The organism is Variovorax sp. GW823-FHT04B03 (genome assembly GCF_058796495.1).
Map to the genome: position 1 here is coordinate 197040 of NZ_JBXAIT010000004.1, position 22349 is coordinate 219388.

Genomic DNA, 22349 nt, shown 5'->3' on the forward strand with positions numbered 1-22349 from the left:
CTTGCTTCTCCCCTACCGCGCAGGCGCCGCCGCCGGCAGCACCATCGGCGCCCCCAACCGCGAGGCGCGCTCCCAGCCCGGTTGCGACTGCGCGCGTTCCAGCTCGGCCACCACCTCCGCGCGCGTGCGCGGTTGCGTGGCCTTCACGGGGATCGGGGCGCCCCAGCGCAGTACGCCGGCCCACTCGGGGCTTTGCTGCGCGGCGCGCAGTTCGGCCACCACCTGGGCGTCGGTCTTGCCCGGGCCGGCGTTTTCGGGGTGCTCCTTGATGCCGGCTTCGGTCGCCGCGAAATGCGCGGGGCCCTCGACGTGCTGCTGGCTGGTTTGTGCGCCAGCCACCAGCGGGAGCGCTGCGGCGGCCATCGCCGCCAGCGCAAAGGCCATCTTCCTGTTCGTCATGTGTCATCTCCTTCGTTGAACGCCGAAGAGGACCACCCGCTTCGGCGATGGCGGTTTTGCTTCGCCATGCCGACACGCTAGGAATTCGGACCGTCGCCGCGCGAACGGTTCAATTACAAAAACGACAGGATGAAGACCAATTCATCAATTCCCGGGAAGACGCAGCCCGAGCTTTCCAATTCGTAACCCGGCTGCACGAAAAACGTAATTGAAAAAGGCGGTTTCGATCTTTTCCTGTCGCAATCGATCGATATGATTTGCCCAGACGCATGAACCATGCGGAAGGCAGAAGAAATCAATTGAATTTATTTCCGCACGCCGAACCGGAGCTCCAGCGCAGTGCGTGGGAGCGATGAATTTCATATTCAATTCAAGGGCAACAATGAAAAGACAATTCCTCACGGCCGCCGCACTGTTCGGTGTCGGGTTCGCCAATGCACAGTCTTCCGTCACGCTGTTTGGCGTGGTGGACACGGGCATCAGCAATTACTCCTCCAAATCGCAGGACATGAGCGGCGCCACGCTGTTCAACCCGTTCTACGTGAACCAAGGCACGCGCACCGCGAGCCAGACCGCCCTGAGCTCGGGCGGTTATTCCACGAGCCGGCTCGGCTTTCGCGGCACCGAGGACCTGGGCGGCGGGCTCGCGGCCAGCTTCTGGCTCGAGGCGCCGATCAGTCCCGACGACGGCAAGACCGGCATCACCACCTTCCAGCGCCGTTCCACGGTCAGCCTGTCGGGCGGTTTCGGTGAGTTGCGCCTGGGCCGCGACTACGTGCCCACGGCCTGGAACGACATCGTGTTCGACCCCTTCGGCATCGTCGGCGTGGGCCGCAGCCTGATCTTCACCGCCGCCAACACGAACGCCGGCGGCGGCTCGGGCGGGTTCGGCGGCGACCTCAATTACAACCGTGCCAGCAATTCGATCGGTTATTTTCTGCCGAAGAACCTCGGCGGCTTTTATGGCCAATTCATGTACGCATTGCATGAAAACACCAAATACGACCCTGGCACGGCAACGCCGCCCGGCGTCAATGCGGCGGGCGCGCTCAATTCGGGCAATTCGGCCGCATCGCGCGCGGGGCGCTACCTGGGCGGGCGCGTCGGTTATGCCAATGGCCCGTTCGATGTGGCCGTGTCGTATGGCAACAGCACGGCGGCCAACAATTTCTATGCGGGCACCACTGACAACGTCAAGACCTTCAATCTCGGCAGCTCCTACGATTTCGGCGTGGTCAAGCTGTTCGGCGAATTGTCGAGAATCAAGAAAACGCGCGATTACGCCGTCACGCCCTTGGTCGGCGGCGCGCCGGACTTCGACCTCACGGGCTACCTGATCGGCGTGACCGCGCCGGTCGGCCCAGGCCTGATCCGCGCCTCGTACTCGCAGGTCAAGTACGACCTCAACACCGTCAACCTGCCGTTCACGCCGTCGGTCGCCGACCCCAAGGCCAACAAGCTGGCCATCGGCTACATCCACAACCTGTCCAAGCGCACCGCCCTCTACGCCACCGTTGCCCGCATCAGCAACAAGAACGGCGCGGCGCTCACGGTCGGCGGCCCTGCCTTCGTGAACACCGGGGTGTTCGTGCCCAAGACCTCGACGGGCTACGACGTGGGGCTGCGCCACTCGTTCTGATCAGGGAAGACTGTCACGCGCAAAGAAGCAAGCAAGTGAGTGAATGACCGCGGGCGGCCCTGCGCCCGCGGATGTTCCGTTTCTCCAGGAGCCCGTCAGGCGGGTCCATTCGGTCCGCCTTTGTGCGGACCATTTTTTTGGGGCGAGAGAAGCGCGCCTCAGTCAGGCACAGTGCCCGCCGGCGCCGCCACCGCGCGCGCCGCGATCGGCACCGACATCACGATCGAGGTGCGCGTCTCGCCCAGGTGGTTGATGCTGCTCACGAACGACTCGAGGTGTTCGATGTCGCGCGCGACCACCTTCAGCACGTACGAGTCCTGCCCCGTCACGTGAAAGCACTCGAGCACTTCGCGCCGGCTGCCGAGCAGCTTCAGCAGGCGGGCCTTGTCGGGTTGCGCGGTGGTGATGCCGACGAGCGCGGTGACGGTGTAGCCCGCCTTGCGCGGCGGCACCACGGCGCGGTAGCCCTCGATGACGCCGGCTTCTTCGAGGCGCTTCACGCGCTCGGAGGTCGAGGGCACCGACAGCGCCACCTGCCGTGCGAGTGCCGTGAGCGAGGTGCGCGCGTCCTGCTGCAGCGCGTCGAGGATCTGCCAGTTCTTGGCGTCGATTTCCATGGATTTCAGGCCCGATTGAGAATTTCGCTTCCGATTTCAGGCAAGGCATGCCGCGCGCCTGAATTTCGCCATTCTCGTCATGCAGGCCTCGCCGAACAATCGACGGCATGGACTTCCCTCTCTTTCTCAAGGCCCTCGTCATCGGGCTCTCGATCGCCGCACCCGTCGGCCCCATCGGTCTGCTGTGCATCCAACGCACGCTCGCGCATGGCCGCACGATCGGCTTTCTCAGCGGCCTCGGCGCCGCATTGGCCGACGCCTGCTATGGCGCCATCGGTGCGTTCGGCGTGTCGGCCGTGGTGTCGACGATCGTCGCGGCGCGCGTGCCGCTGGCGCTCGGTGGTGCGGCGTTTCTTGCGTGGATGGGCGTGCAGCTGCTGCGTGCGCCGGCCGCGACGCAGGCCCGAGCTGCGGAAGACGCGGCCACGCCGGTGAAGGCGCTGCTGTCGGTGTTCGTGCTCACGCTGGCCAACCCGATGACGATCCTGTCGTTCGTCGCGGTGTTCGCCTCGCTCGGCAGCGGCCACGTGGGCAGCGGCAGCGGTGCGGCGCTCACGATGGTGGCAGGGGTGTTCCTCGGCTCGGCACTGTGGTGGCTGGGGCTGTCGAGCATCGTGTCGGTGGTGCGGCACAAGCTGGGAGCGCGCGTGCTGCAGGGCATCAACAAGCTGTCGGGCGCACTGCTGCTGGGCTTTGCGGTGTTTCAGCTGTCGACGCTGCTGTCACGCTGAGGAATCAACTACCCGGCTTTGGCCGCCGGCTTGCGGCGCGCGGGCTTGCGCGCACCCAGCGCGCTCGCCAGCGCCTTCGTCGCCCAGTCACGCAAGGCGTGCGGGTCTTCGAGCGCATCGACCGGCGCTTCGTAGTAGCTCGCGACCTTCACGGTCGAGGCGCTGGTCGCGTACGAGAACGGCACCGCGCCCAGGCGCTCGAAGTCCGGCCGGGTGGCATCGTCCACACGCAGGTACAGCGTGCCCTTCATCACGAAGGCGAACTGCACGCCAGCCTGCACGAGGCCGAAGCCGCCGAAGAAGCGCTTGACCTCGATGGGGCCCATCGCGCCGAGCGACTCGGCCAGCTCGAGCGCTCGCCCGTGCGAACGCTCGGCACCGCCAACGGCAGCCGCACCTTTGGCGCGGCTCAAGCGACCGCCTTGCGTCGCGCGTCAGTCACCGGCGCGCCGCCATGCACTTCGAGCAAACGCAGCAGCGCCTCGGAGCTGTGGGCCTTGGCCCAGTCGCGTTCGGAATCGTTGATGCCGACGAGGTGCAGAAAATCGAAGCGGCCCGAGTCGAGCTGCGCCGTCGCGGGGTAGTGCTTCGGCTCCATCAGCACCACATGGCGCAGGGCCACGGTGCCCTTCTCGCGGATCGCTTCGCCGACGGGAATGCGGTCGCCGTAGTCGAAGGGCTGCTTGTCCTCACCGAAGTGCGAGTGCGCGAGCAGCACGTTGTAGGCGAGCAGGCGGCGCAGCAGCTTGATGGCCCATTGGTCCTGCGGCTGCGACGGCACTTCGATGACCAGCTCGGAGCCGATCCACGAATAGTCCTCGGGGTCGTAGTCGGCCGGTTCCGTTTCCCACGGCGTGGAGCCGCCCGAGGTCACGTACAGCCAGGTGTTGCGCACGGGCGTGGGCGCGAACTCGAACACGCCCAGGTGCAGCCAGCGCGGGTCGACGTCTTCGGCGCCCAGCGCCTTGAAGTCGTCGAAGTCCAGCACGTAGATGCCGGTGCGCTCGGGGCCGAACAGGCGCGGGTAGAGCGTCTCTTCGCGGTAGGCCCACACGTCTTCCATGGAACTCATCGGCGCATCCTCCTCGTTGGAACGAGGGCATTCTCGTCGCTCAACGTGACCGTTGCATACGCCGCAGGGCGGGCCACTCGAGGTTGGTGAAGGCGCGCAGCACCCACTCCACCGGGCCGTACGCAAAGCGTGCCAGCCACCAGCGGCTGACCACCATCTGCGCGCCGAAGATGCCGAAGGCGACCATGAGGCTCATGAACGGCCCGAGCTCGCCGATGAGCCGCAGCCCATACGCCAGGAAGAGCCACGCGCACACCGCCGACTGCAGCAGGTAGTTCGACAGCGCCATGCGCCCCGCCGGTGCGAGCGCCTGCGCCAGCCAGGCGCCCCAGCGCGACTGGAACAGCAGCATCATCGCGCCCACGTACGTCGCCGTGAGCAGCGGCGAGGTGAAGACGCCGACCGCCAGGCCGAGCACGTCCCAGCGCGAGCCCGGCACGACGGACGCGGTCCACGCATACACGGCCGCGCCCGGCAGCCCCAGCACCAGGCCGGGCACCAGCAGGCGCTTGAACAGCGGCCGGTAGCGGTCGGCCCGCGCGAACAGGTTGCGGCGGCCTTCGATGACGCCCGCGAAGAACATCGCCAGCGCCATCGGCGCCTGGACCAGCCCGAGCACGATCCACACCTGCGACAGCTCGCGCAGATGCTGACGGATGACCGTCGCCGCCGTGCCACGGTACGCCGCGAGCGCCGAGGCCGCGTCGGCCCTCGCGGTGCGAAGAACGTCTTCGGTTGCCGGGCCGCCCAGCATCGCGAGCATGCCGATGGCGCCCCACACCAGCGCGGTCGCCAGCACCAGCCGCAGCGCCCAGCGCGCGAGCACCGCGTCGCTCTGGTGGCGCAGCGCCAGCAGCACGGCGCCGAGCACCGCGTAGGTCGTGAGGATGTCGCCATGGAACAGCAGCACCGCGTGCAGCACGCCGATGCACCACAGCGCCACCAGCCGGCGCGCCAGGCGCGGCACGAAGGGCTTGCCGCTGCGCTGCGCCGACTGCATCTGCAGCGTGAAGCTGTAGCCGAACAGGAACGAGAACAGCAGGTAGAACTTGGTCTCGAACAGGAAGGCGACGGCAAAGGCCGCCACGCGGTCCAGCCCCGAACGCATCATCGGGTCGGGCAGCGGCTGGCCGTAGTACGGCGAGGCAAAGGCCGCGATGTTCACGACCAGGATGCCCAAGAGCGCAAAGCCGCGCAACGCATCGACGAGCGACTGGCGCTCGACTGCAACGGGGGTGTGGTTCATGCGCCCCGCCCCGGCTTCGCGAGAAAGCGGCCCACCACGCGCCGCAGCATCGGTGCCTCGCGCGCCGGGTCGAAGCCCGTGTCGAGTGCCAGGCGCGAGAACACCCCGTCGATAAGCGCGGCGATCCAGTTGGCCGATTGCACGGGGTCGAGCTCGGGGTCGATCTGCCCGCGCGCCGCGGCCTTGCGCAGCAGGGCGGCAAGGCCGTCGCGCATTTCGGTGTCGCCCGCGGCCACGCTGGCGCAGACCACCGGGTTGCGCAGGGTCTCGGCGGCCACCTCCAGCGCCAGCCGCGAGTAGCTGCGGTCGGAGGCGAAGACCATCACCACGTCGAGGAAAGACAGCACCACCTCCAGCGGGTCGGCCGGGTCGTCGTCGATCGCGGCGAAGTACGCGGCCGTGTCGCGCCATTCCTCTTCGGCCAGGGCCTCGATGATCGCGTTCTTGCTGGGAAAGTAATGAAAGAGATTGCCCGGGCTCATGCCCGCGGCGGCGCAGATCTCGGCGGTGGTGGTGGCATGGAAGCCGCGCCGCGCAAAGCAGTCGCCCGCGGCCTCCAGGATCTGGCGGCGCTTGGCCTGCTGGCGTTCGGGGTCAACTTTGCGCACGGTGGTTCTCGCGGAATTCGGTCATGCCCGAATTATTAGACCGAGCGCTCGATCTATTCTGAAGGAAGCCTGAAGAAACCCTTCAGGCAGCGCGTGTGGCCGCAATGCCCCGGATGGTGTCCAGCAACAGCCGCGCGCCCTCGCCCGTCTCGCTGCCGCGCCGCACGGTTACGCCCACCGGGCCTTCGGTGCTCGCCGTGTCGATGGCCACGCGCTGGAGTTCGCCGCGCGCCACGAAGCCTTCCACCGCGCCCTGCGGCGCAAACCACACGGCGTCGGAGCGTTGCAGCAGGCCTACCGCAAAGCTGGTGTCGGTCGCCTCCACCAGCCGCGCCGGCAGCGCGAGACCCTGCGCGATGAGGAAGGCGTCGGCCGTGTGCCGGATCAGCGTGCCCGACACCGGCAGCACCAGCGGGTAGGCGGCCAGCGCGTCGAGCGTGGGCTTGCGCCGCGACGCCAGCGGATGGCCGGGGCGCACCACCAGCAGCAGCACCTCGCTGTACAGCTGCTCGAAGGCCAGGTCGGCCATGGCCGAGGCCTGCGCCAGCCGGCCGAGCACGAGGTCGATCTCGCCCTGGCGCAGCTGCGTCATGAGCTGCGCGTTGGTGCCGCTCACCACGCGCACGCGCATCGCCGGGTGCGCCGCATGCAGCCGTGCGACGGCTTCGGGAAGCAGGTGCGCCGCCATGTTCGGCAAGGCGCCGACCGCCACGCGCAGCTGGTCGGCCTCGGGCTGGTCCATCGCCAGGCCCAGGCCTTCGCGCAGGCCGCGCAGCGCCGACACGGCATGGCGCACCAGCACCTCGGCGGCCGGCGTGAGCTCCACGCCGCGGCGGCGGCGCAGCAGCAACTGGCGGCCCACGATCTCTTCGAGTTCGGCCACCGTCTTCGACACCGCCGGCTGCGTGAGCGACAGCGCCTCGGCCGCGCGCACCAGGTTGCGCTCCTGCGCCACCATGACGAGGCATTGCAGGTGGCGCATCTTCAGGCGCTCAAAGTTCATGGCTGACATGCGGTTCTCCTCGGAGCCAGTGGGGCGACGTGCTTTCAAATATAACCAGAGGGAATAGCTGGCGGAAGAGACTTCAGTTGTGCCGCGCCGCGCAGCCTTCTAGAGTGCCGTGGATACGGAGACAGACAAAGCAGCCCATGACCACGATTTTTTCCTCGAAACCAACCCCTTCAATCTTCGGTACGCGCCGCCGCCTCACGCTCGCCGCCGCCTGCGCCGCGCTGGCCCTCGGACTCGCCGCCCCGGCCGCGCAGGCCCAGGCGAGCTACCCCGCCAAGCCCGTGAAGTTCCTCGTCAACTTCCCCGCCGGCGGCCCCATCGACATCCTCGGGCGCGCGCTGGCCGACGCGCTGCAGAAAGACCTGAAGCAGCCCTTCGTGGTCGACAACCGCCCCGGCGCGGGCGGCAACATCGGCGCCGACGCCGTGGCCAAGAGCCCGGCCGACGGCTACACCGTGCTGCTGGGCATCGACAGCACCTTCACCGTCAACCCGCACCTGTACGCCTCGATGCCCTTCGCGGCCAAGGACCTCAAGCCGCTGATGATCTTCAGCTCGTCGGGCCTGAGCTTCACCACCGCCGCCTCGGTGAAGGCCAAGACGCTGCCCGACTTCATCGCGCAGGCCAAGGCCAAGCCCGCCACCTTCAGCTCGGCCGGCAACGGCAGCCCGGGCCACATCGCCGCCGAGATCTTCGCGAGCGCAACCGGCGCGAAGATCGTGCACGTGCCCTACAAGGGCAACGCGCCGGCCGTGATGGCCATGCTGGGCAACGAGGTGCAGGCCGGCATCGTCGCCACGCCCGGCGTGCTGCCGCAGATCCAGGGCGGCAAGCTGCGCGCCCTGGCCGTCACCGGCCGCCAGCGCGCGCCGCTGCTGCCCGAGGTGCCCACCGTCGGCGAGCTGGGCCTGAAAGACCTGGAGTTCGAAGTGCTCTACCTCGCCATGGTGCCGGCCGCCACGCCCGAGCCCGTGATGCAGACCCTGCGCCAGGCGCTGCACAAGGCGCTGGCCCTGCCCGAACTCAAGGCCCGCCTGGCCTCGCTCGACATGGTGCCGCTGGCCGAAACCGATGCCGCCGCCGCCACGCGCCTGGCCACGGCGCAGGCGCGCTACGGTCGCATCGTCAAGGCGACCGGGATGAAGGTGGACTGACGGCCTTGCCGCTGCGCGCCGTGCTGTTCTTCTTGCCCTGGCCTGCTGCTGCCGCTGCAGCCGCCGCCGCATGGCGCCCCCGGTCGGCCTTGGGCAGCACCGCCTGCGCCACCATGGTTTCGGCATGCGCCTGCAGCCGGTGCAGCGCGTCGTCGAAGCGCGCGGCATCGTCCGCGTCGAGCGTGCCCATCAGCTCGGCGTTGATGCGGGTCACCAGCGGAAAGAGCTCGTCGTACAGCGCCTGCCCCGTCGCCGTGAGGCCCAGCCGCACCTGCCGCCGGTCGCCCGCCAGCGCCGTGCGCGACACCAGCCGCTTGGCCACCAGCGAGCCCACCGCCTTCGAGGTGCGCGCCCGGTCCAGCTGCGCATGCTCGGCCAGTTGCGACGAGCCCAGCTCGCCCCGGCTGGCCAGCACCGCGATCAGCCGCCACTCGCGCCGCGTGATGCCGAAGCGGCCCTCGCACAGCCGGATCACCATGCTGCCCGCCACCGCGAGCAGGCGCGACAGCCGGTACAGCAGCAGGTCGTCCAGCGGGCGGCGCGGCGGGGTGGCGGCGGCTTCGGCAGTCATGGGGTGGCGTCTCGAAAGGCCGGGTAAATCCGGGCGATGGTTGATTTGATCAATCGAATGTAGCGTCTCCAGAATCGTCCGCAGCCGCGGCCACCCGCCCCGGCCACGCACAGCCCCTGCCGAACGCCGAACGAGACCCCGGAGAGATTGACGATGCCCCAGCTTCCCGACCCGACCCGCCGCCGCACCCTGACCACCCTTGGCGGGCTGGCCCTTGCCCCCCTTGCGTCCTTCGCACCGCTTGCGTTCGCGCAGCAGCAACCCGCCGCCTTCACGCCCGGCCAGCCGATCAAGGTGCTCATCGGCGTGCCCGCCGGCGGCACGCAGGACGTGCTGACCCGCGCCATTGCCCACCAGGTGCGCGATTCGCTCGGCCCGCTCATCATCGACAACCGCTCGGGCGCGGCCGGTCGCATTGCCGTGGACGCCGTGAAGACCGCGCCGCCCGACGGCCACACCCTGCTGCTGGGCACTGCGAGCATGATGACCATGTTCCCCAGCGCCTACCGCAACCTGTCGTACGACCCGATCAAGGACTTCGTGCCGCTGGTGAACGCCGCGCGCTTCGAGCTGGCGCTCACCGTGCACAAGGACGTGCCCGCCAACACCCTGGCCGAGTTCATCACCTGGGCCAAGGCGCAGGGCGACAAGGTCAGCTTCGGCTCGTACGGCGCCGGCACGCCCTCGCACTTTCTGGGCGAAATGCTCAATCGCGCGGCCGGCCTGAAGATGGTGCACGTGCCCTACCGCGGCTCCACGCCCGCGCGCCAGGACGTGATGGGCGGCACCGTGCCCGTGTACTTCGACACCATCGGCGGCGCGCAGCAGATGCTGCCCACCGGCCGCGTGAAAGTGCTGGCCACCAGCGGCGACAAGCGCTCGCCGCTCATGCCGCAGCTGCCCAGCTTCGTGGAGAGCGGCTACAAGGACGTGGTGGCCACCGCATGGTTCGCCTACTACGCGCCGCTGAAGACGCCGCCCGCCACCGCCGAGAAACTGCGCACCGAAATCATCCGCGCCGTGAACAGCCGCGACGTGCGCCAGCTGCTGCTGCAGAACGGCATGTATCCCGTGGCCGACGGCCCCGAGGCGCTCGTGAAGACCATGCGCGAAGACATTGCCCGCTGGGCCGGCATCATGAAGGCCGTGAACTTCCAGGCCAACGACTGACCGACCGATCGACAACAAGGACACACCCTTCATGATCCCGCGCGCCCTCCCCGCTTTCGCTTCTTCCTTCAACCCGACTCGTCGCCGCCTCGCCGCCGTGCTGGCCATGGCCGGTCTCGTGGCGGCCATCGCCGCCCCCACGCTGGCGCGCGCGCAGGCCGCCCAAGCCGCACTCGACAGCCCGCTGCGCATCGTCGTCGGCTACGCGCCCGGCGGCGCCACCGACCGCGTGGCGCGCATCGTGGGCGACAAGCTCGCGGCCCAGCTCGGCGTGCCCGTGATCGTCGACAACAAGCCCGGCGCGGGCGGCCGCCTGGCCGCGCAGCAGGCCAAGGCCACGCCCGCCAACCAGAACGTGCTGATGCTCGCCAACCCCGCCGTGATGGTGGTGGCGCCGCTCGTCTTCAAGGACAACGGCTACGACGCCGAGCGCGACTTCGTGCCCGTGTCGCACGTCAACGCCTACGACTTTGCGCTGGCCGTGTCGCCCACCCTGCCCGTGCGCGAGCTGAACCATTTGCTCGCATGGATGCGCGCCAACCCGCAGCAGGCCAACGTGGGCGTGCCCGCCACCGGCAGCCTGCCGCACTTCTTCGGCCTCATGGTGGGCGAGAAGGCCAAGGTGCAGACCCAGGTGATCGGCTACCGCGGCTCCGCCCCGCTGCTGAATGACTTGATCGGCGGCCAGGTGCCCATTGCCGTCGACACCGAAGACGTCGTGCTGCCGCAGCACACCGCCGGCAAGCTGCGCATCCTGGCGCTGTCGGGCGAAAAGCGCTCGCCCTTCGCGCCCACCATTCCGACCTTCAAGGAAGCCGGCCTCGACCTCGCCGCCACCGGCTGGAACACCTTCTTCGCGCCGGCCAGCATGCCCAAGGAGAAAGTCGAACGCCTGGCCACCACCATCCACGCCGTGATGCAAGACCCCGACACCCAACGCAAGTTCAAGGACGCCGGCATGACGCCGGTGGTGAGCACCCAGGCGCAGACCGCCGCGATGCTCAAGGCCTACAAGGCGCAATGGGCGCCCGTGGTCCAGAAATCCGGCTACCAGCCCTGATCGAAAAACCTTCCGACCTATGACGACACGCAGCACCCGCCCCAACATCATCTTCATCGTGGCCGACGACCTCGGCTATGCCGACCTCGGCTGCTACGGCGGCCGCGAGGCGCCTTTTGGCCGCGTGTCGCCCGTGCTCGACGGCCTGGCCGCCAACGGCTTGAAGCTCACGCAGGGCTACTCGAACTCGCCCGTGTGCTCGCCCACGCGCTTCGCGATGATCACCGCGCGGTATCAGTACCGCCTGCGCGGCGCGGCCGAAGAGCCCATCAACAGCCGAAGCCGCGGCAGCACCACGCTGGGCCTGCCCACCGAGCACCCCACCCTGCCGTCGCTGCTGAAAGACAGCGGCTACAAGACCGCGCTCATCGGCAAGTGGCACCTGGGCTACCCGCCCAGCTTCGGCCCGCTGCGCTCGGGGTATGAAGAATTCTTCGGCCCCATGTCGGGCGGTGTCGATTACTTCACCCACTGCGACTCGGCCGGCCGCCACGACCTCTGGTACGGCGAAGAAGAGCACAAGGACGACGAGGGCTACCTGACCGACGTGCTGTCGAAGCGCGCCGTCGACTACGTCGAGCGCATGGCCACGCAAGAGGCGCCCTTCTTCCTGAGCCTGCACTACACCGCCCCCCACTGGCCGTGGGAAACCCGCGACGACGCCGACAAGGCGCCGCTCGTGAAGGACAACCTGTTCGACCTGTCGGGCGGCAACATTCATGTGTACCGCCGCATGATCCATCACATGGACGAGGGCATCGGCTGGATCATGGCCGCGCTCGAAAAGCACGGCATGGCCGACAACACCCTCGTCGTGTTCACCAGCGACAACGGCGGCGAGCGCTTCTCGGACAACTGGCCGCTCGTCGGCGGCAAGATGGACCTGACCGAAGGCGGCATCCGCGTGCCATGGATCGCGCACTGGCCGAAGGTGATCGCCAAGGGCGGCGAGAGCACCCAGCTGTGCATGACCATGGACTGGTCGGCCACCATGCTCGACGCCGCCGGCGTGAAGGCCGACGCGGCGTACCCGCTCGACGGCGTGTCGCTCATGCCCGTGCTGAAAGACGCCACCCACACCTTCCGCCGCCCCCTGCACTGGCGCATGAACCATCGCGGCCAGGAAGCCATGCGCGACGGCGACTGGAAGTACCTGAAGGTCGACGGCAACGAGTACCTGTTCAACATTCCGGCCGATGAGCGCGAACGCGCGAACCTCGGGAAGAAGGAGCCGCGGCGGCTGGAGGCGATGCGGGCGCAGTGGCAGGCTTGGAACGCGACGATGCCGGGGATTCCGGAGGATGCGACTGTGAGCCTTGGCTATTCGGTGAAGGATATGCCGCAGAGGTGAAACGCGAGTGCCGGGAATTCGTCGCTGAAAAGCGTTTATTCCCGAGTAGTCCTTCCCCAGAGTGCTGCGACCAGCATCGCCGAGATGGACGCTTCATACTGATTGAAGCCTCCTAAGGCAGCCGTGCACTACGACCGCTTCTGCACTGCTTGCGCCGCTCGCTGCGGAAGGGGAAGCTCTTCTCCATGTCGTTGAGACTCTTGAAGAATGCGCTGCAGGGCGCAACGACACCGTACTCCTTCGTCGTTTTCAGAATTCAGAGGTAAGACCACACATCGCAAGGGCCTGTTCGTCGGGGACAAGGCCCATAGATCTGACCCGGCAGCGTCGGAGCAAGTTGTGGACGCCGAAGTGTGCACTGTCGCCGGGTGACCACCGGCTGGCTGGACTATCACTCGTGTTGGTACACGTTCCGCCAGCAATGCCCATTCTGTGGAGGGCATCGAAATGAAGTTCGCGACGCGCTTGCTGGGAATTAGATCGGCTACTCAGATTCCGGCTGGACCTACTTCCCCATCAAGCACCAAGGTCCTGAACCGACTTAGTAACCTTTGCCCAAGCGTCTGTGAGGTCCTTTGATTCTTCGCGAGCAAACTCTTTACCAAATGCCCACCAATCGGGAGGGAGCGGAAAGCCCTCAGGCCTCAACTTAAGCGAGCTCTTCACTGACTCAAGTTGCAAGGGGAGTTTCAGCTGTGCCAGAAAGTCTTGTGGTGAAGGCTTGTCCCCAGCCCAGAGCCGTTTGCCCGTGGCGAACTCCTCTACCGTCTTACCTGGTTGAGCCATCTTCAGCACGATTTCTCCACTGAGGAAGAATCGTGAAAGCGCAGAGTAGTCGTAGAGATAGACTCCTTCAACAGGCCCAGGTGCCGCATATGGAAAGCAGTTCAAGATAACCGGTACTCTGGTCTTGGAAACTGCGTCTGCAGAAATGTGCTTTTCCAGCATGTCGGGATAGTCGTCTAAGCCTTGCATCAGGCGATGAACCTGACGAAGATTGTCCTTTGTCTCCAAGTCAAAGTAGTGCATCTGAACTGGACTTCCGAAGGGTAGTGAGCGGTTCTTGCACTCGATGACAAACAGGAAATCTCCCCAAGGAACAATAACGTCGTACTCGAATTCCTCGCCGGCGCGTTTCTCTTTGATCGAGTATGTTTTCAAACCCGCGTCCTCAAACGTCTCCCTAACAGTTGCCTCAAATCCTTTGCCCTTTTTCCCCAGTTGCACGCTCAGATGGCTCAACGTTGAAAGGACAACAATTGGGATGTTAAGGGACCGAACTGCAGGTGAGAAAAGTCTGTATTTTCCGTTCGCAAGCTTGATGAACGGATGGTCAAAGAGGTCGCGGCTTGAGCGTTTGAAGGTTAGTCGTGCGATCAGCGTCTCTGAAGTCGCTGCGGAGAGTCCGAAGCCTGCAAGGTAGTGCTGCCAGCCCGACCTAGTTCGACAAACTTCTCCAGAAGTTCCACTTCGCGCTAGATGCATCAGCGCATAGTAGCCGCGCACCCACTCGACCAAGCGAAGCCCACCTGGTCGCTCTTGGTCCGCTAGCGCGTCATATGCGAGAAATTGGGTTAGTCCCCAAATAGCGTGAACCTCTTCGTCCGAAGCCCAATGGTGAGGGGGAAGAGGGCGTACTTGCGCTGACGAGTACCTGCCGCCTTGCGTTCCTTCGATGCCTAAAGACGCCTTCATCTCGACAAGATTCTGCGAGAGCTTGTCATTGATCCGTTCTAGCGCTATGCGATGCAACCAGTCTGATGAGTCATCCCCTTCATCAGCGATGAACAACTTCAACTCCAAGGGAGCTCCCTTGGGGCGCTCCTCGTCAGAAAGAAATCGAAGTTTTCTTCCCAAAACTCTCGCCTTCTCTTCAGTCTTTTGCCAACGCTGCCACATGACAGCTAGAAAGAACGTGGACCCGGCTTTAAGAATTTCCTCTTCGCTTACGTCCGGCAATTCCGGCACGACGATTTGCTCATCCGCGTCGTACCACTTGCCTTTGAACGCCTCCATCTTCACTGTCATCGACACGAAGTCGACACAACTCTCCAACGCGCCGTCCATGTCGACTGAATTGCCAAAATCGTCAATCACCCCCATGTTCAAAGTGATGCTGTCGCGCTGTGCCATTTGCTCGTGGAACTGCGCGGTGAGCAAGCTCAAGTCGCTCTCTGCCCGTTGCAGCGCCGCGGCGACGTGCACCGTCGCGTCCAGCTTCGAAGCGTCAGTTTTGGACAACTCGCCTACAAGTTTTCGGTAGGCTGCCTCGGCCACCTTGATGGTTTCGATAGCGATCCGAATGGGTGAGGACGGTTTATCGTCGGTCTCAACTCCGTCCACATAGTCGGCTAGTGCGACCAAAAGTGCATCTCGCTTCGTTTCGGAGGCAACAGGGTATTGAAGTACTAGCTTTCCCGCGCGCCGAATGGCCTCCGCAACATCCTGATGGTCGATTGCTGGACCTCCTGCCGCTTCCAGAAGCGGTCGCACCTTTGCAAAATCAAGGGATTCCAACGCTGTTTTCAGTTGTTCGATGGAGAGCTTTTCTTGTTGCTTGGTCATGGTCACGAAGTATGCCTAGCCCGCGCCATAGCTTTGGTGCGAAATCGTCAGCGCGGCAGAGCACTCGACAACTCCGGAAGAGCATCCTTTCCGCTGACCGCCTTCAAAAGCTCACCCTGGATGCAAGACATGGCCGCTTCCCGAGGCGACGATGTCTCATGCCGGAGAACAGCGAAGGAAGATGAGGCCGTTTTGAGAACGCTCACACGCCCCCCATCTTCTGGCTGGCTCCAATTGAGAGCTCGACCGAATGGTGGGAACGAGCCCCCTAAGTCTAAGTAGGAAGGCCCAGTGGCTTCCCCGGGGACCGCGAGCAAGAATTGCAGTCCCGTCCGCCGTTTGGAACGAAGCGGTCCGTCTGAGGCCTACGCGCACCGTCCGCTCCCGCGGCAAGGCGGTCAACCCTCGATCGAGGAGTCGACAACACCCGCCTCTTGCTACGTTGAAGAAAACGGGAGAGCGAACCGCTGCCGGTCACATAGACACGGCAGCCGCCCCCCTACCCCCTCCCACTCTCCCCCAACAACCTCTCCGCATCCCGCGCCAGATCCGCCGCGATCCACAGCATGTGATCCCGGTGTTTCTCCCCAGCTTCCTCGAACCAGCCGTTGCCGTCGCCGTAGCAGCACCACAGCAGGGAGTTCAGCTGGGCCAGTTTGACTTCGAGGAGATCTCGGGCGTCTTCGCCTGTGGGGGTGGATGGAGGTGTCGCCCCACTCTTGCGGCGGGGAGATTGGGGCGTGGAACGCCCGGCCATAATTCGATCAGCCATTTGGTGTGCCTTCCTTCAAGTTTGTGCACGTCTCTTGGTCAGACGGTCAGGGTGTTCACGCACCCTGGCCGTCGCCTTTTGTGCCTCACATTCGTGTCGCTGCTTCACAAAGAGACATCGACACCCGCCGTGAGGCAAAGCGGTTCATTCGCTCGTCAATCGATCAATGGATGCATGGGGAGAAGGCGTTCCTTTCACGGGGTTCGTCGGCCGCTACAGCGGGCCGTCTTGTCGCGGGGGCATTCACTGTAGAGAAGCGAAGCCGCGCAAGAGAAAAGAATTCGTCGACGATTTCTCGAATCGACGAGATATCTGAGGTGCCCCGGTTTTTCTGCTTCGCCGGAGGCGAGACGGGGCGAAGCAAGATTCGGCTCAGGGCCGGCCGCCAGCTAGTGCGCGTGCGTGGCGCGCTCGGCTTCGCTGTCGTGGTGGTCCTGGCTGACGCCTCGCGCCGGCAGTGCATCGGCCGCCAGCGCAAGGAAGAGCGCAAGGAGCAGCCACAGCGCCACGTCGCTCAACCGGTAGAGGTTCTTGCGAAAGCGCTTGGTGCGGCGGATCACGGCGCGGCTCCCGGGGCGGCCGTGCGGGCGTCGTCGTTCAACGCCGGAAGATGACCAAGCCCCATGCGGTGGACCGCATCCACCGCGAGGGCCGCGTCGTCCACCTCAGCCATGGGGCATGAGGTGGTACAGCTCCGGCAGAAAGCCGCCGGGCGCGGTGAGGCGCGACTTGAGCCGCACGACCAGGTGCAGGTCGTCCACCAGATGAATGTCGCCGCCGCGGTTGGTGAGCTGCAGCTTCACGGCCAGCAGGCCCTGCAGCTTGGCGCGGTGCCATTCGGCGGCGTCGGCGATCTGTGCGCGCGTCATGGCCGCGATGCCGATGCCGTGTTCCAGCTCGGCCGCACGCAGGCAGGCCACGACGCGGTCGACGCTCTTCAGCGTGCCCTCGATCACCTCCAGGCAACGCTCGGCCAGCCGCGTGGGCTCGTCGGCGGAGTTGCCGTACACGAAGGCCTCGTAGGGACGGGACGCGCGCTTGGAATCGCGAGGCATGGGCTGCGGGCCGGCGTTGCGGCTCAGCGCGGCAGCAGGTCCAGGCATTGGCGGCGGCGCCACACGGCGCTGCGCACGGCCTGGCTGTCGTCGAACACGACCTTGTACTGGCACACGAGGTAGTTGGCCGACTGGGGCATCTGGAACTTGAAGTGGTAGTCCCACTCGGTGCCGAGCGCGCCGCGCTGTTGCTTCAGCGCCTGCCCGAGCACGGCGAGCACCTGGGCCTGGTTGAGGCCGGGCTTGATCTCGCGAAAGCGCTCGGGCCGCGACACGACGCCATCGCGCAGAAAGGGCTCCTTGAAGTCGGGGCGGCGCGCCTCGACGTCGCGGTAGTCCAGCTTGTCGGGGTTGCTCACGGGGTCCACGGGGTTGTCGCGGGCCACCGCAGGGGCGGCGGCGCCGAGCAGCGCGGCAGCGAGCACGAAGGCGGCAGCGGCGGGGGATGCGTGCGGGGTGTTTTTCATGGCTAGCGTCCTCTTGGGTCGGATGGGTGTCGGATGGGTTTCGTGGGAAATGAGCGCGCGCGGGTCAGCGCTCGCGCATGGCTTCGCGCGCCTTGTTCAGCGGCTTGGTCAGGTAGTCCCACACGGTCTTGCGGCCGGTGCGGATGTCGGCGGTGGTCACCATGCCGGGCACGATGGGCATGCGCCGGCCGGCCTTGTCGGTGAGTGCGTCGGAGTCGGTGCGCACGAGCACGGGGTAGTACACGATCTCGGGCTTGACCTCGTCGCGCTGGGTGTCGGGCGCGATGGTCACCACGCGGCCCTTGAGGCCGCCGTACACGGCGTAGTCGTAGGCGGTGATCTTGATCTGCGCCTCCTGCCCGGGCCGCATGAAGGCGATGTCGCGCGGCGAGATGCGCGCCTCGACCAGCAGCTGGTCGTCCAGCGGCACCAGCGTCAGCAGCGACCCGTTGGGCGGCACGACGCCGCCGATGGTGGTGACCTGCAGGCTCTTGACGATGCCGCGCACGGGCGAGTTCAGGGTGAGCCGCTCGAGCGAATCAGCACGCCCGCGCACCACGGACGACAAGGACTTGACCTCGGCATCGGCCTTGGCCAGCTCTTCGCGGCTGCGCACCATGTAGTTGGCGCGCGCCTCGGCGATCTTCAGTTCCAGGTCGGCGGCCTGGCGTTGCAGGCGGATGAGCTCGACGTTGCTGGCCGCGCCGCTCACTTGCAGCGAGCGCGTGATGTCGAGCTCCTTGCGTACGAGCGAAAGCGCCTGGCCCAGGCCGGACACGGTGTCGCGCAGGCTGCCCTGGCGCGAGCGGAAGAGCGCGCTTTCGGAATCGACCAGTTGCGCGTAGGCCTTCAGCTCGGCGGGGAACTGCAGGCTGCCCTGCCCTTGCACCTCGGCGCGCAGGCGCACGCTGCTGGCCAGGGCGGCGCGGTAGCGCGCGGCGGTTTCTTCCACGTTCGATTCGCCGCGCGTGGGGTCGAGCTGCGCAAGCACCTGGCCCTTCTCGACGATCTGGCCTTCGTGCACGCGCAGCTCGGCCAGGATGCCGCCTTCGAGCGACTGGATGCGCTGCTCGCGCGAGCTGGGAATCACCTTGCCCATGCCGCTGGACACCTCGTCGATCTCGAAGACCCAGGCCCACACGAAGAAGGCGAGCAGAAAGAGCGCAATGAACCACACGACGCGCGCGGAGCCGCTGGCGCGGGCTTCGTCGAAGTCGTCGGCGCCGCCGGGGCCCCACACGGTGGCGGCGGATACGGCCGGTGCCTGTGCGGCGGCTTGCACCTGCGCCTTGGTCAATGTCACGGCGTTCATGCCTGCCCCTCCTTGCTGCGGCCTGCGGAGGCCATGGCCTCGCGCGAGGCGACCGCGCCCTGGCGCAGCCGCGCCATCACCTGCTCGCGCGGCCCGTCGAGCACGACGGCGCCGCCGTCCACCACGAGGATGCGGTCGACCGCCTCGAGCACGGCCGGGCGGTGCGTGGCCAGCACCAGCGTGCGGCCGGCGGGCAGCGCGCGCAGGTGTTCGATCACTTCGCGCTCGGCCACTTCGTCGAGCGAGGCGGTGGGCTCGTCGAGCAGCAGCACGCCGGGGCGGCGCAGCAGGAGCCGCGCGAGCAGCAGGCTCTGGCGCTGTCCGCCCGAGAGGCCGCGCCCGCCTTCGAGCAGCGGATGGTCCAGCCCGGTGGGCAGGCGGCGCACGAAGGCCCAGGCGCCGGTGGCTTGCAGGGCCGCCACCAGTTCGGCGTCGGTGGCGTGGGGCGTGCCCATCTGCAGGTTCTCGCGCAGGGTGCCATGGAACAGGCGCGCGTCTTGTGCGAGCAGCCCGACGTCGCGGCGCACGTCGGCGGGGTCGATGTGGGCCATCGACACGCCGTCGAGCAGCACGCTGCCCGCACGCGGTTCGATGAGGCCCGACAGCGCCTGCAGCAGCGTCGACTTGCCCGCGCCGTTGCGCCCGAGCACGGCAATGCGTTCGCCGGCGCCGATGTGCAGCGCCTTCACGTGCAGCGCGGTGGTCTGGCCGTCGTGGCTGAAGACGGCGTCGTGCAGCGTGTAGTCGCCCTGCACGGCGGGCCGGTGCACGCGGGTCTCATTCGGCGGGTGGTCGACCGGGAGCTTCATGAGCTGGTCGAGCGCCTCGCCGGCCACCTTGGCCTGCTGCCAGCGGTTGAGTACCTGCGTCACGCCGGCCAGCGGCGCGAGCATGCGGGTCGACAAAATCGATGCGGCCACGAGCACGCCGGTGCTCATGTGGCCGTCCATCACCAACGGCGCACCGAAGAACACGACGAAGGCGAAGGCGGCGCCCTGCACGGTCTGCGTCCAGTTGCTCAGGGTGTTGAGCAGCGCGCGCAGTTGCAGGCCCGAGTCGGCATTGACGGCGTTGTAGTGGTTCCACTGGTTCTGGAAGCGCGGCTCGGCCTGCAGCCCCTTGATGTCGTCGATGCCCTGCACGGCCTCGACCAGCATGGCGTTGCGCAGCGACGACTCGCGCATGCCCGTCTGGGCCAGCGCGCGCAGGCGCGGCTGCGCCAGCAGGCTGGGCACGATCAGCAGCACGCACGCGGCCAGCGGCACGAGCACGAGCCAGCCGGCAATGAACCAGAACAGCACGCAGAACACGAAGAAGAACGGCAGGTCGGCCACGGCCGCCACGGTGGTCGACGTGAGCATTTCGCGCACGGGCTCCAGCTCGCGCAGCTGCGAGATGAAGGTGCCGGTGGCGCGCGGGCGTGCCGAGCCGCGCACGCGCAGCGCGTGGCCGAACACGCGGTCCGAAATGCGCAGGTCGGCGCGCTTGCCCACCACGTCGGTGATGCGCATGCGCGCGCCGCGCATGACCCAGCTGAACGCGATCGACAGCAGCACGCCGCCGAACAGCACGTGCAGCGTGGGCAGCGACTGCGCGGGCACGACGCGGTCGTACACCTGCATCGAGAACAGCGTGCCGGCCAGCGCCATGAGGTTGTAGGCCAGCGACGCGACGAGGATGTGGGCGTAGGGCCGCCAGTCGGCCAGCACGATCTGGCGCAGCCAGTGCGGCTCCACCGGGCGGATGTAGGCGTCCACGCGCGAGTCGGGCGCCGATTGCGCGGGCCGCAGCACGGCCATGGCTTCGAGCGCGGGTTGCAGCTCGTCCACGGTGCAGACGGTTTCCGCGCCCTGGTCGCCACCGAGCATCACGCGCAGGCCCTGCGCCGAGATGGCGGTGACCACGGCCACCTGCCCGTCGCGCAGCTGCAGCACCACGGGCAGGCGCCAGGGGCTCAGGGTGTCCAGGCGCGGCGCGACCTGGCGCACGGTGAGCCCGGCCTGGCGGGCCATCTGGCGCACGCGCTCGCCGATGTCTTCGTGGTCGCTCCACGCGGCGGCGCCGCGGATGCGCTCGCGCGAGGTGTCGAGGTGGTAGTGGGCGGCCACGGCCAGCACGGCATCGACCCAGCCGGCGAGCAGCTCGGGGCCGCGCGCGGCGGACAGTTCGGGCACGGTGGTGGCGGTCATGGCTGGCCTCCGGCGACGAGCTCGCCCGCGTCGACCAGCCCGAAGGCCTCGCGCAGGCGGCCCGACTGGTACAGGCACTCGACCGCGAGCCGCTGCACTTCGTGCGCGCTCTCGGCCTGCTCGAAGCGCGCGCCGTGGAACTCCTGCTCGGCATTGAGCAGGTCGAGCAGCGAGCGCGTGCCCAGCTGCAGGTACTGCTCGCGGTACAGGTCGCGCGTGCGCTGCGTGCTGTGCACGCGCGCGGCGAGCACGGGCAGGCGCAGCGCGTGGCCTTGCGACTGCACGCGCGCGTCTTCGAGGCGCTGGCGCACGCTGAGTTCGGCATAGCCCAGCGCGGCCTCGGCCGCCTCGACGGCGTGCGCGGCGGCGCGCTGGCGGGCCTGGCTGCGCCCGCCTTCGTACAGCGGCGCGGTGAAGTTGACGGTGAACGTGCTTTCGTTGGCGGACTGGCCGGCGGGCCGCGCGCCCGATTCGAGCCCCCGGTTGACAGCGGCGTTGAGCGACAGCGTGGGCAGCAGTTGCGCATCGGCACCGCGCAGCGCGGCCTGCGCCATGTCGCGCTCGGCCTGCGCCATCTGCACGGTCGGCGCAGGCAAGGCCGTCTGCAGCTGCGCGGCGCAGGCGCTCGCGAGCGGCGCGGGCGCTTCGCCGGCGATGCCGGCCGGCGTGCGGCCCTGGGTCAGGTGCATGAGGTTGAGGCGCCAGCGCTCGGCCTGCGACGCGGTGTTGAGTTGCTGGGCGCGCGCGGCTTCCAGGCGCGACTGCGCCTGTGCCACGTCGGACTGGCTGGTGGCGCCCTTGGCCTGGCGTTCGCCCACCAGGCCGGCCAGCGACTGCACGCCCTTCACCTGGGCCTGCGCGATTTCGCCGAGCGCCTGCTGGCGATGCACTTCGATCCATGCCTGCGCGGTGTCGCGCACCACGTCGTCGACCGCCACGAGCAGCTTGGCGCGCGCGGCGGTGGCCGAGGCTTCGGCTTCGCTCACGGCACTCGACACCTTGCCGAAGTCGTACAGCAGCTGGGTCACCGACAGCGAGGCCTGGTGCACCTGGCGGCGACCGTCGGCCTGCAGCTGGCGGTTGCCCGTGCGCGCACTGACGCCGGCGCTGACCTGCGGGTAGTAGCCCGAGCGCGCGGCTGCAATGCCCTCGCCCGCCTGCAGCGCCTGGCCGACGGCGTTGCGCACGGTCGGATGCGAGGTGGCGGCCAGGCGCACGGCCTCGGCCATGCCCAGCGGGGCGACGGTGCTCGCTTGCGCAAGCGCCGCCGATCCGGCGAACAGGAAGAAAAGGCCCGCGGCAGCAGACGAAAGATGACGGGAAGCAAGCATGCGTGAAGACGTGCAGACCACCAGGTGC

General features: G+C 67.3%; 21 protein-coding genes. 6 read left to right on the plus strand and 15 right to left on the minus strand.

Going from position 1 to position 22349, the window contains the following annotated elements; translation table 11 throughout:
* Positions 1-12 precede the first annotated feature (12 nt).
* Positions 13-399 (minus strand): hypothetical protein, encoded by a 387-nt coding sequence (locus AC1RAD_RS18250; RefSeq protein ID WP_070063166.1) that lies wholly within the window; start codon positions 397-399, stop codon positions 13-15.
* A 382-nt stretch (positions 400-781) separates the two neighbouring features.
* Here AC1RAD_RS18250 and AC1RAD_RS18255 point away from each other — a divergent pair, with 382 nt between their 5' ends.
* On the plus strand, positions 782-2038 hold the full coding sequence (locus AC1RAD_RS18255) for a porin (RefSeq protein WP_492736417.1): 1257 nt from the start codon (positions 782-784) through the stop codon (positions 2036-2038).
* A 158-nt stretch (positions 2039-2196) separates the two neighbouring features.
* Here the strand turns inward: AC1RAD_RS18255 and AC1RAD_RS18260 are convergent, their stop codons facing one another.
* On the minus strand, positions 2197-2655 hold the full coding sequence (locus AC1RAD_RS18260) for an Lrp/AsnC family transcriptional regulator (protein ID WP_492736419.1): 459 nt from the start codon (positions 2653-2655) through the stop codon (positions 2197-2199).
* Positions 2656-2762: 107 nt separating this feature from the next.
* Between AC1RAD_RS18260 and AC1RAD_RS18265 the strand changes: the two genes are divergently transcribed.
* The gene (locus tag AC1RAD_RS18265) at positions 2763-3386 is read left to right on the plus strand and encodes a LysE/ArgO family amino acid transporter (RefSeq protein WP_492736421.1); all 624 of its coding nucleotides are present in this window, start codon (positions 2763-2765) and stop codon (positions 3384-3386) included.
* 8 nt (positions 3387-3394) lie between these two features.
* Here AC1RAD_RS18265 and AC1RAD_RS18270 read toward each other — a convergent pair whose 3' ends face one another.
* From AC1RAD_RS18270 to pcaQ, 5 genes are all read right to left on the minus strand, one after another.
* Positions 3395-3712 carry a TfoX/Sxy family protein gene (locus AC1RAD_RS18270; RefSeq protein WP_492736960.1) on the minus strand — a complete coding sequence of 106 codons (318 nt, stop codon included), beginning with the start codon at positions 3710-3712 and terminating at the stop codon, positions 3395-3397.
* A gap of 83 nt (positions 3713-3795) precedes the next feature.
* Positions 3796-4458 carry a suppressor of fused domain protein gene (locus AC1RAD_RS18275; RefSeq protein ID WP_492736423.1) on the minus strand — a complete coding sequence of 221 codons (663 nt, stop codon included), beginning with the start codon at positions 4456-4458 and terminating at the stop codon, positions 3796-3798.
* A 40-nt stretch (positions 4459-4498) separates the two neighbouring features.
* Entirely contained in the window at positions 4499-5704 is a 1206-nt protein-coding gene (locus tag AC1RAD_RS18280; protein ID WP_492736425.1) for a DUF418 domain-containing protein, read from the minus strand.
* Positions 5701-6312 (minus strand): TetR/AcrR family transcriptional regulator, encoded by a 612-nt coding sequence (locus AC1RAD_RS18285; RefSeq protein WP_307638635.1) that lies wholly within the window; start codon positions 6310-6312, stop codon positions 5701-5703. The genes AC1RAD_RS18280 and AC1RAD_RS18285 overlap by 4 nt, the downstream gene beginning before the upstream one ends.
* 82 nt (positions 6313-6394) lie before the next feature.
* Positions 6395-7324, minus strand: a complete 930-nt coding sequence (pcaQ, locus tag AC1RAD_RS18290; RefSeq protein ID WP_159276039.1) for a pca operon transcription factor PcaQ — start codon at positions 7322-7324, stop codon at positions 6395-6397.
* Between the two features lie 137 nt (positions 7325-7461).
* Here pcaQ and AC1RAD_RS18295 point away from each other — a divergent pair, with 137 nt between their 5' ends.
* The gene (locus AC1RAD_RS18295; protein ID WP_492736428.1) at positions 7462-8478 is read left to right on the plus strand and encodes a tripartite tricarboxylate transporter substrate binding protein; all 1017 of its coding nucleotides are present in this window, start codon (positions 7462-7464) and stop codon (positions 8476-8478) included.
* On the opposite strand, the gene AC1RAD_RS18300 is transcribed toward AC1RAD_RS18295, so the two are convergent.
* A complete protein-coding gene (locus AC1RAD_RS18300; protein WP_492736430.1) occupies positions 8450-9049 on the minus strand; it encodes a MarR family winged helix-turn-helix transcriptional regulator in 600 nt (199 codons plus the stop codon). The two genes, AC1RAD_RS18295 and AC1RAD_RS18300, sit on opposite strands and share 29 nt — an antisense overlap.
* A gap of 153 nt (positions 9050-9202) precedes the next feature.
* Here AC1RAD_RS18300 and AC1RAD_RS18305 point away from each other — a divergent pair, with 153 nt between their 5' ends.
* The 3 genes from AC1RAD_RS18305 (at position 9203) to AC1RAD_RS18315 (ending at position 12630) form a co-directional block, all read left to right on the plus strand.
* Positions 9203-10219, plus strand: a complete 1017-nt coding sequence (locus AC1RAD_RS18305) for a Bug family tripartite tricarboxylate transporter substrate binding protein (protein WP_095746125.1) — start codon at positions 9203-9205, stop codon at positions 10217-10219.
* A 106-nt stretch (positions 10220-10325) separates the two neighbouring features.
* The gene (locus AC1RAD_RS18310; RefSeq protein WP_095949153.1) at positions 10326-11279 is read left to right on the plus strand and encodes a Bug family tripartite tricarboxylate transporter substrate binding protein; all 954 of its coding nucleotides are present in this window, start codon (positions 10326-10328) and stop codon (positions 11277-11279) included.
* A gap of 19 nt (positions 11280-11298) precedes the next feature.
* A complete protein-coding gene (locus AC1RAD_RS18315; RefSeq protein ID WP_492736432.1) occupies positions 11299-12630 on the plus strand; it encodes a sulfatase family protein in 1332 nt (443 codons plus the stop codon).
* Between the two features lie 516 nt (positions 12631-13146).
* Here AC1RAD_RS18315 and AC1RAD_RS18320 read toward each other — a convergent pair.
* The 7 genes from AC1RAD_RS18320 to AC1RAD_RS18350 all read right to left on the minus strand — a co-directional run bounded on the left by AC1RAD_RS18320 (position 13147) and on the right by AC1RAD_RS18350 (position 22321).
* Complete coding sequence (locus tag AC1RAD_RS18320; RefSeq protein ID WP_492736434.1) at positions 13147-15195, minus strand: hypothetical protein; 2049 nt, start codon at positions 15193-15195, stop codon at positions 13147-13149.
* Positions 15196-16356: 1161 nt separating this feature from the next.
* On the minus strand, positions 16357-16527 hold the full coding sequence (locus AC1RAD_RS18325) for a hypothetical protein (RefSeq protein ID WP_157627413.1): 171 nt from the start codon (positions 16525-16527) through the stop codon (positions 16357-16359).
* A gap of 105 nt (positions 16528-16632) precedes the next feature.
* Positions 16633-17022, minus strand: coding sequence for a hypothetical protein (locus AC1RAD_RS18330; RefSeq protein WP_492736436.1), 390 nt, complete (start codon positions 17020-17022; stop codon positions 16633-16635).
* A gap of 23 nt (positions 17023-17045) precedes the next feature.
* Complete coding sequence (gene bamE, locus AC1RAD_RS18335; protein WP_492683701.1) at positions 17046-17489, minus strand: outer membrane protein assembly factor BamE domain-containing protein; 444 nt, start codon at positions 17487-17489, stop codon at positions 17046-17048.
* Positions 17490-17553: 64 nt separating this feature from the next.
* A complete protein-coding gene (locus tag AC1RAD_RS18340; RefSeq protein WP_492736438.1) occupies positions 17554-18801 on the minus strand; it encodes a beta-barrel domain-containing protein in 1248 nt (415 codons plus the stop codon).
* Positions 18798-20990 (minus strand): type I secretion system permease/ATPase, encoded by a 2193-nt coding sequence (locus AC1RAD_RS18345; protein WP_492736440.1) that lies wholly within the window; start codon positions 20988-20990, stop codon positions 18798-18800. Before AC1RAD_RS18345 ends, AC1RAD_RS18340 begins: the two co-directional genes overlap by 4 nt.
* On the minus strand, positions 20987-22321 hold the full coding sequence (locus tag AC1RAD_RS18350; protein ID WP_492736441.1) for a TolC family outer membrane protein: 1335 nt from the start codon (positions 22319-22321) through the stop codon (positions 20987-20989). The genes AC1RAD_RS18345 and AC1RAD_RS18350 overlap by 4 nt, the downstream gene beginning before the upstream one ends.
* Positions 22322-22349 lie beyond the last annotated feature (28 nt).

Coding starts and splice junctions, on each gene's coding strand:
- AC1RAD_RS18250 (WP_070063166.1), bottom strand. CDS start 399: ATGACGAACAGGAAGATGGCCTTTGCGCTGGCGGCGATGGCCGCCGCA.
- AC1RAD_RS18255 (WP_492736417.1), top strand. CDS start 782: ATGAAAAGACAATTCCTCACGGCCGCCGCACTGTTCGGTGTCGGGTTC.
- AC1RAD_RS18260 (WP_492736419.1), bottom strand. CDS start 2,655: ATGGAAATCGACGCCAAGAACTGGCAGATCCTCGACGCGCTGCAGCAG.
- AC1RAD_RS18265 (WP_492736421.1), top strand. CDS start 2,763: ATGGACTTCCCTCTCTTTCTCAAGGCCCTCGTCATCGGGCTCTCGATC.
- AC1RAD_RS18270 (WP_492736960.1), bottom strand. CDS start 3,712: ATGGGCCCCATCGAGGTCAAGCGCTTCTTCGGCGGCTTCGGCCTCGTG.
- AC1RAD_RS18275 (WP_492736423.1), bottom strand. CDS start 4,458: ATGAGTTCCATGGAAGACGTGTGGGCCTACCGCGAAGAGACGCTCTAC.
- AC1RAD_RS18280 (WP_492736425.1), bottom strand. CDS start 5,704: ATGAACCACACCCCCGTTGCAGTCGAGCGCCAGTCGCTCGTCGATGCG.
- pcaQ (WP_159276039.1), bottom strand. CDS start 7,324: ATGTCAGCCATGAACTTTGAGCGCCTGAAGATGCGCCACCTGCAATGC.
- AC1RAD_RS18295 (WP_492736428.1), top strand. CDS start 7,462: ATGACCACGATTTTTTCCTCGAAACCAACCCCTTCAATCTTCGGTACG.
- AC1RAD_RS18300 (WP_492736430.1), bottom strand. CDS start 9,049: ATGACTGCCGAAGCCGCCGCCACCCCGCCGCGCCGCCCGCTGGACGAC.
- AC1RAD_RS18305 (WP_095746125.1), top strand. CDS start 9,203: ATGCCCCAGCTTCCCGACCCGACCCGCCGCCGCACCCTGACCACCCTT.
- AC1RAD_RS18310 (WP_095949153.1), top strand. CDS start 10,326: ATGGCCGGTCTCGTGGCGGCCATCGCCGCCCCCACGCTGGCGCGCGCG.
- AC1RAD_RS18315 (WP_492736432.1), top strand. CDS start 11,299: ATGACGACACGCAGCACCCGCCCCAACATCATCTTCATCGTGGCCGAC.
- AC1RAD_RS18320 (WP_492736434.1), bottom strand. CDS start 15,195: ATGACCAAGCAACAAGAAAAGCTCTCCATCGAACAACTGAAAACAGCG.
- AC1RAD_RS18330 (WP_492736436.1), bottom strand. CDS start 17,022: ATGCCTCGCGATTCCAAGCGCGCGTCCCGTCCCTACGAGGCCTTCGTG.
- bamE (WP_492683701.1), bottom strand. CDS start 17,489: ATGAAAAACACCCCGCACGCATCCCCCGCCGCTGCCGCCTTCGTGCTC.
- AC1RAD_RS18340 (WP_492736438.1), bottom strand. CDS start 18,801: ATGAACGCCGTGACATTGACCAAGGCGCAGGTGCAAGCCGCCGCACAG.
- AC1RAD_RS18345 (WP_492736440.1), bottom strand. CDS start 20,990: ATGACCGCCACCACCGTGCCCGAACTGTCCGCCGCGCGCGGCCCCGAG.
- AC1RAD_RS18350 (WP_492736441.1), bottom strand. CDS start 22,321: ATGCTTGCTTCCCGTCATCTTTCGTCTGCTGCCGCGGGCCTTTTCTTC.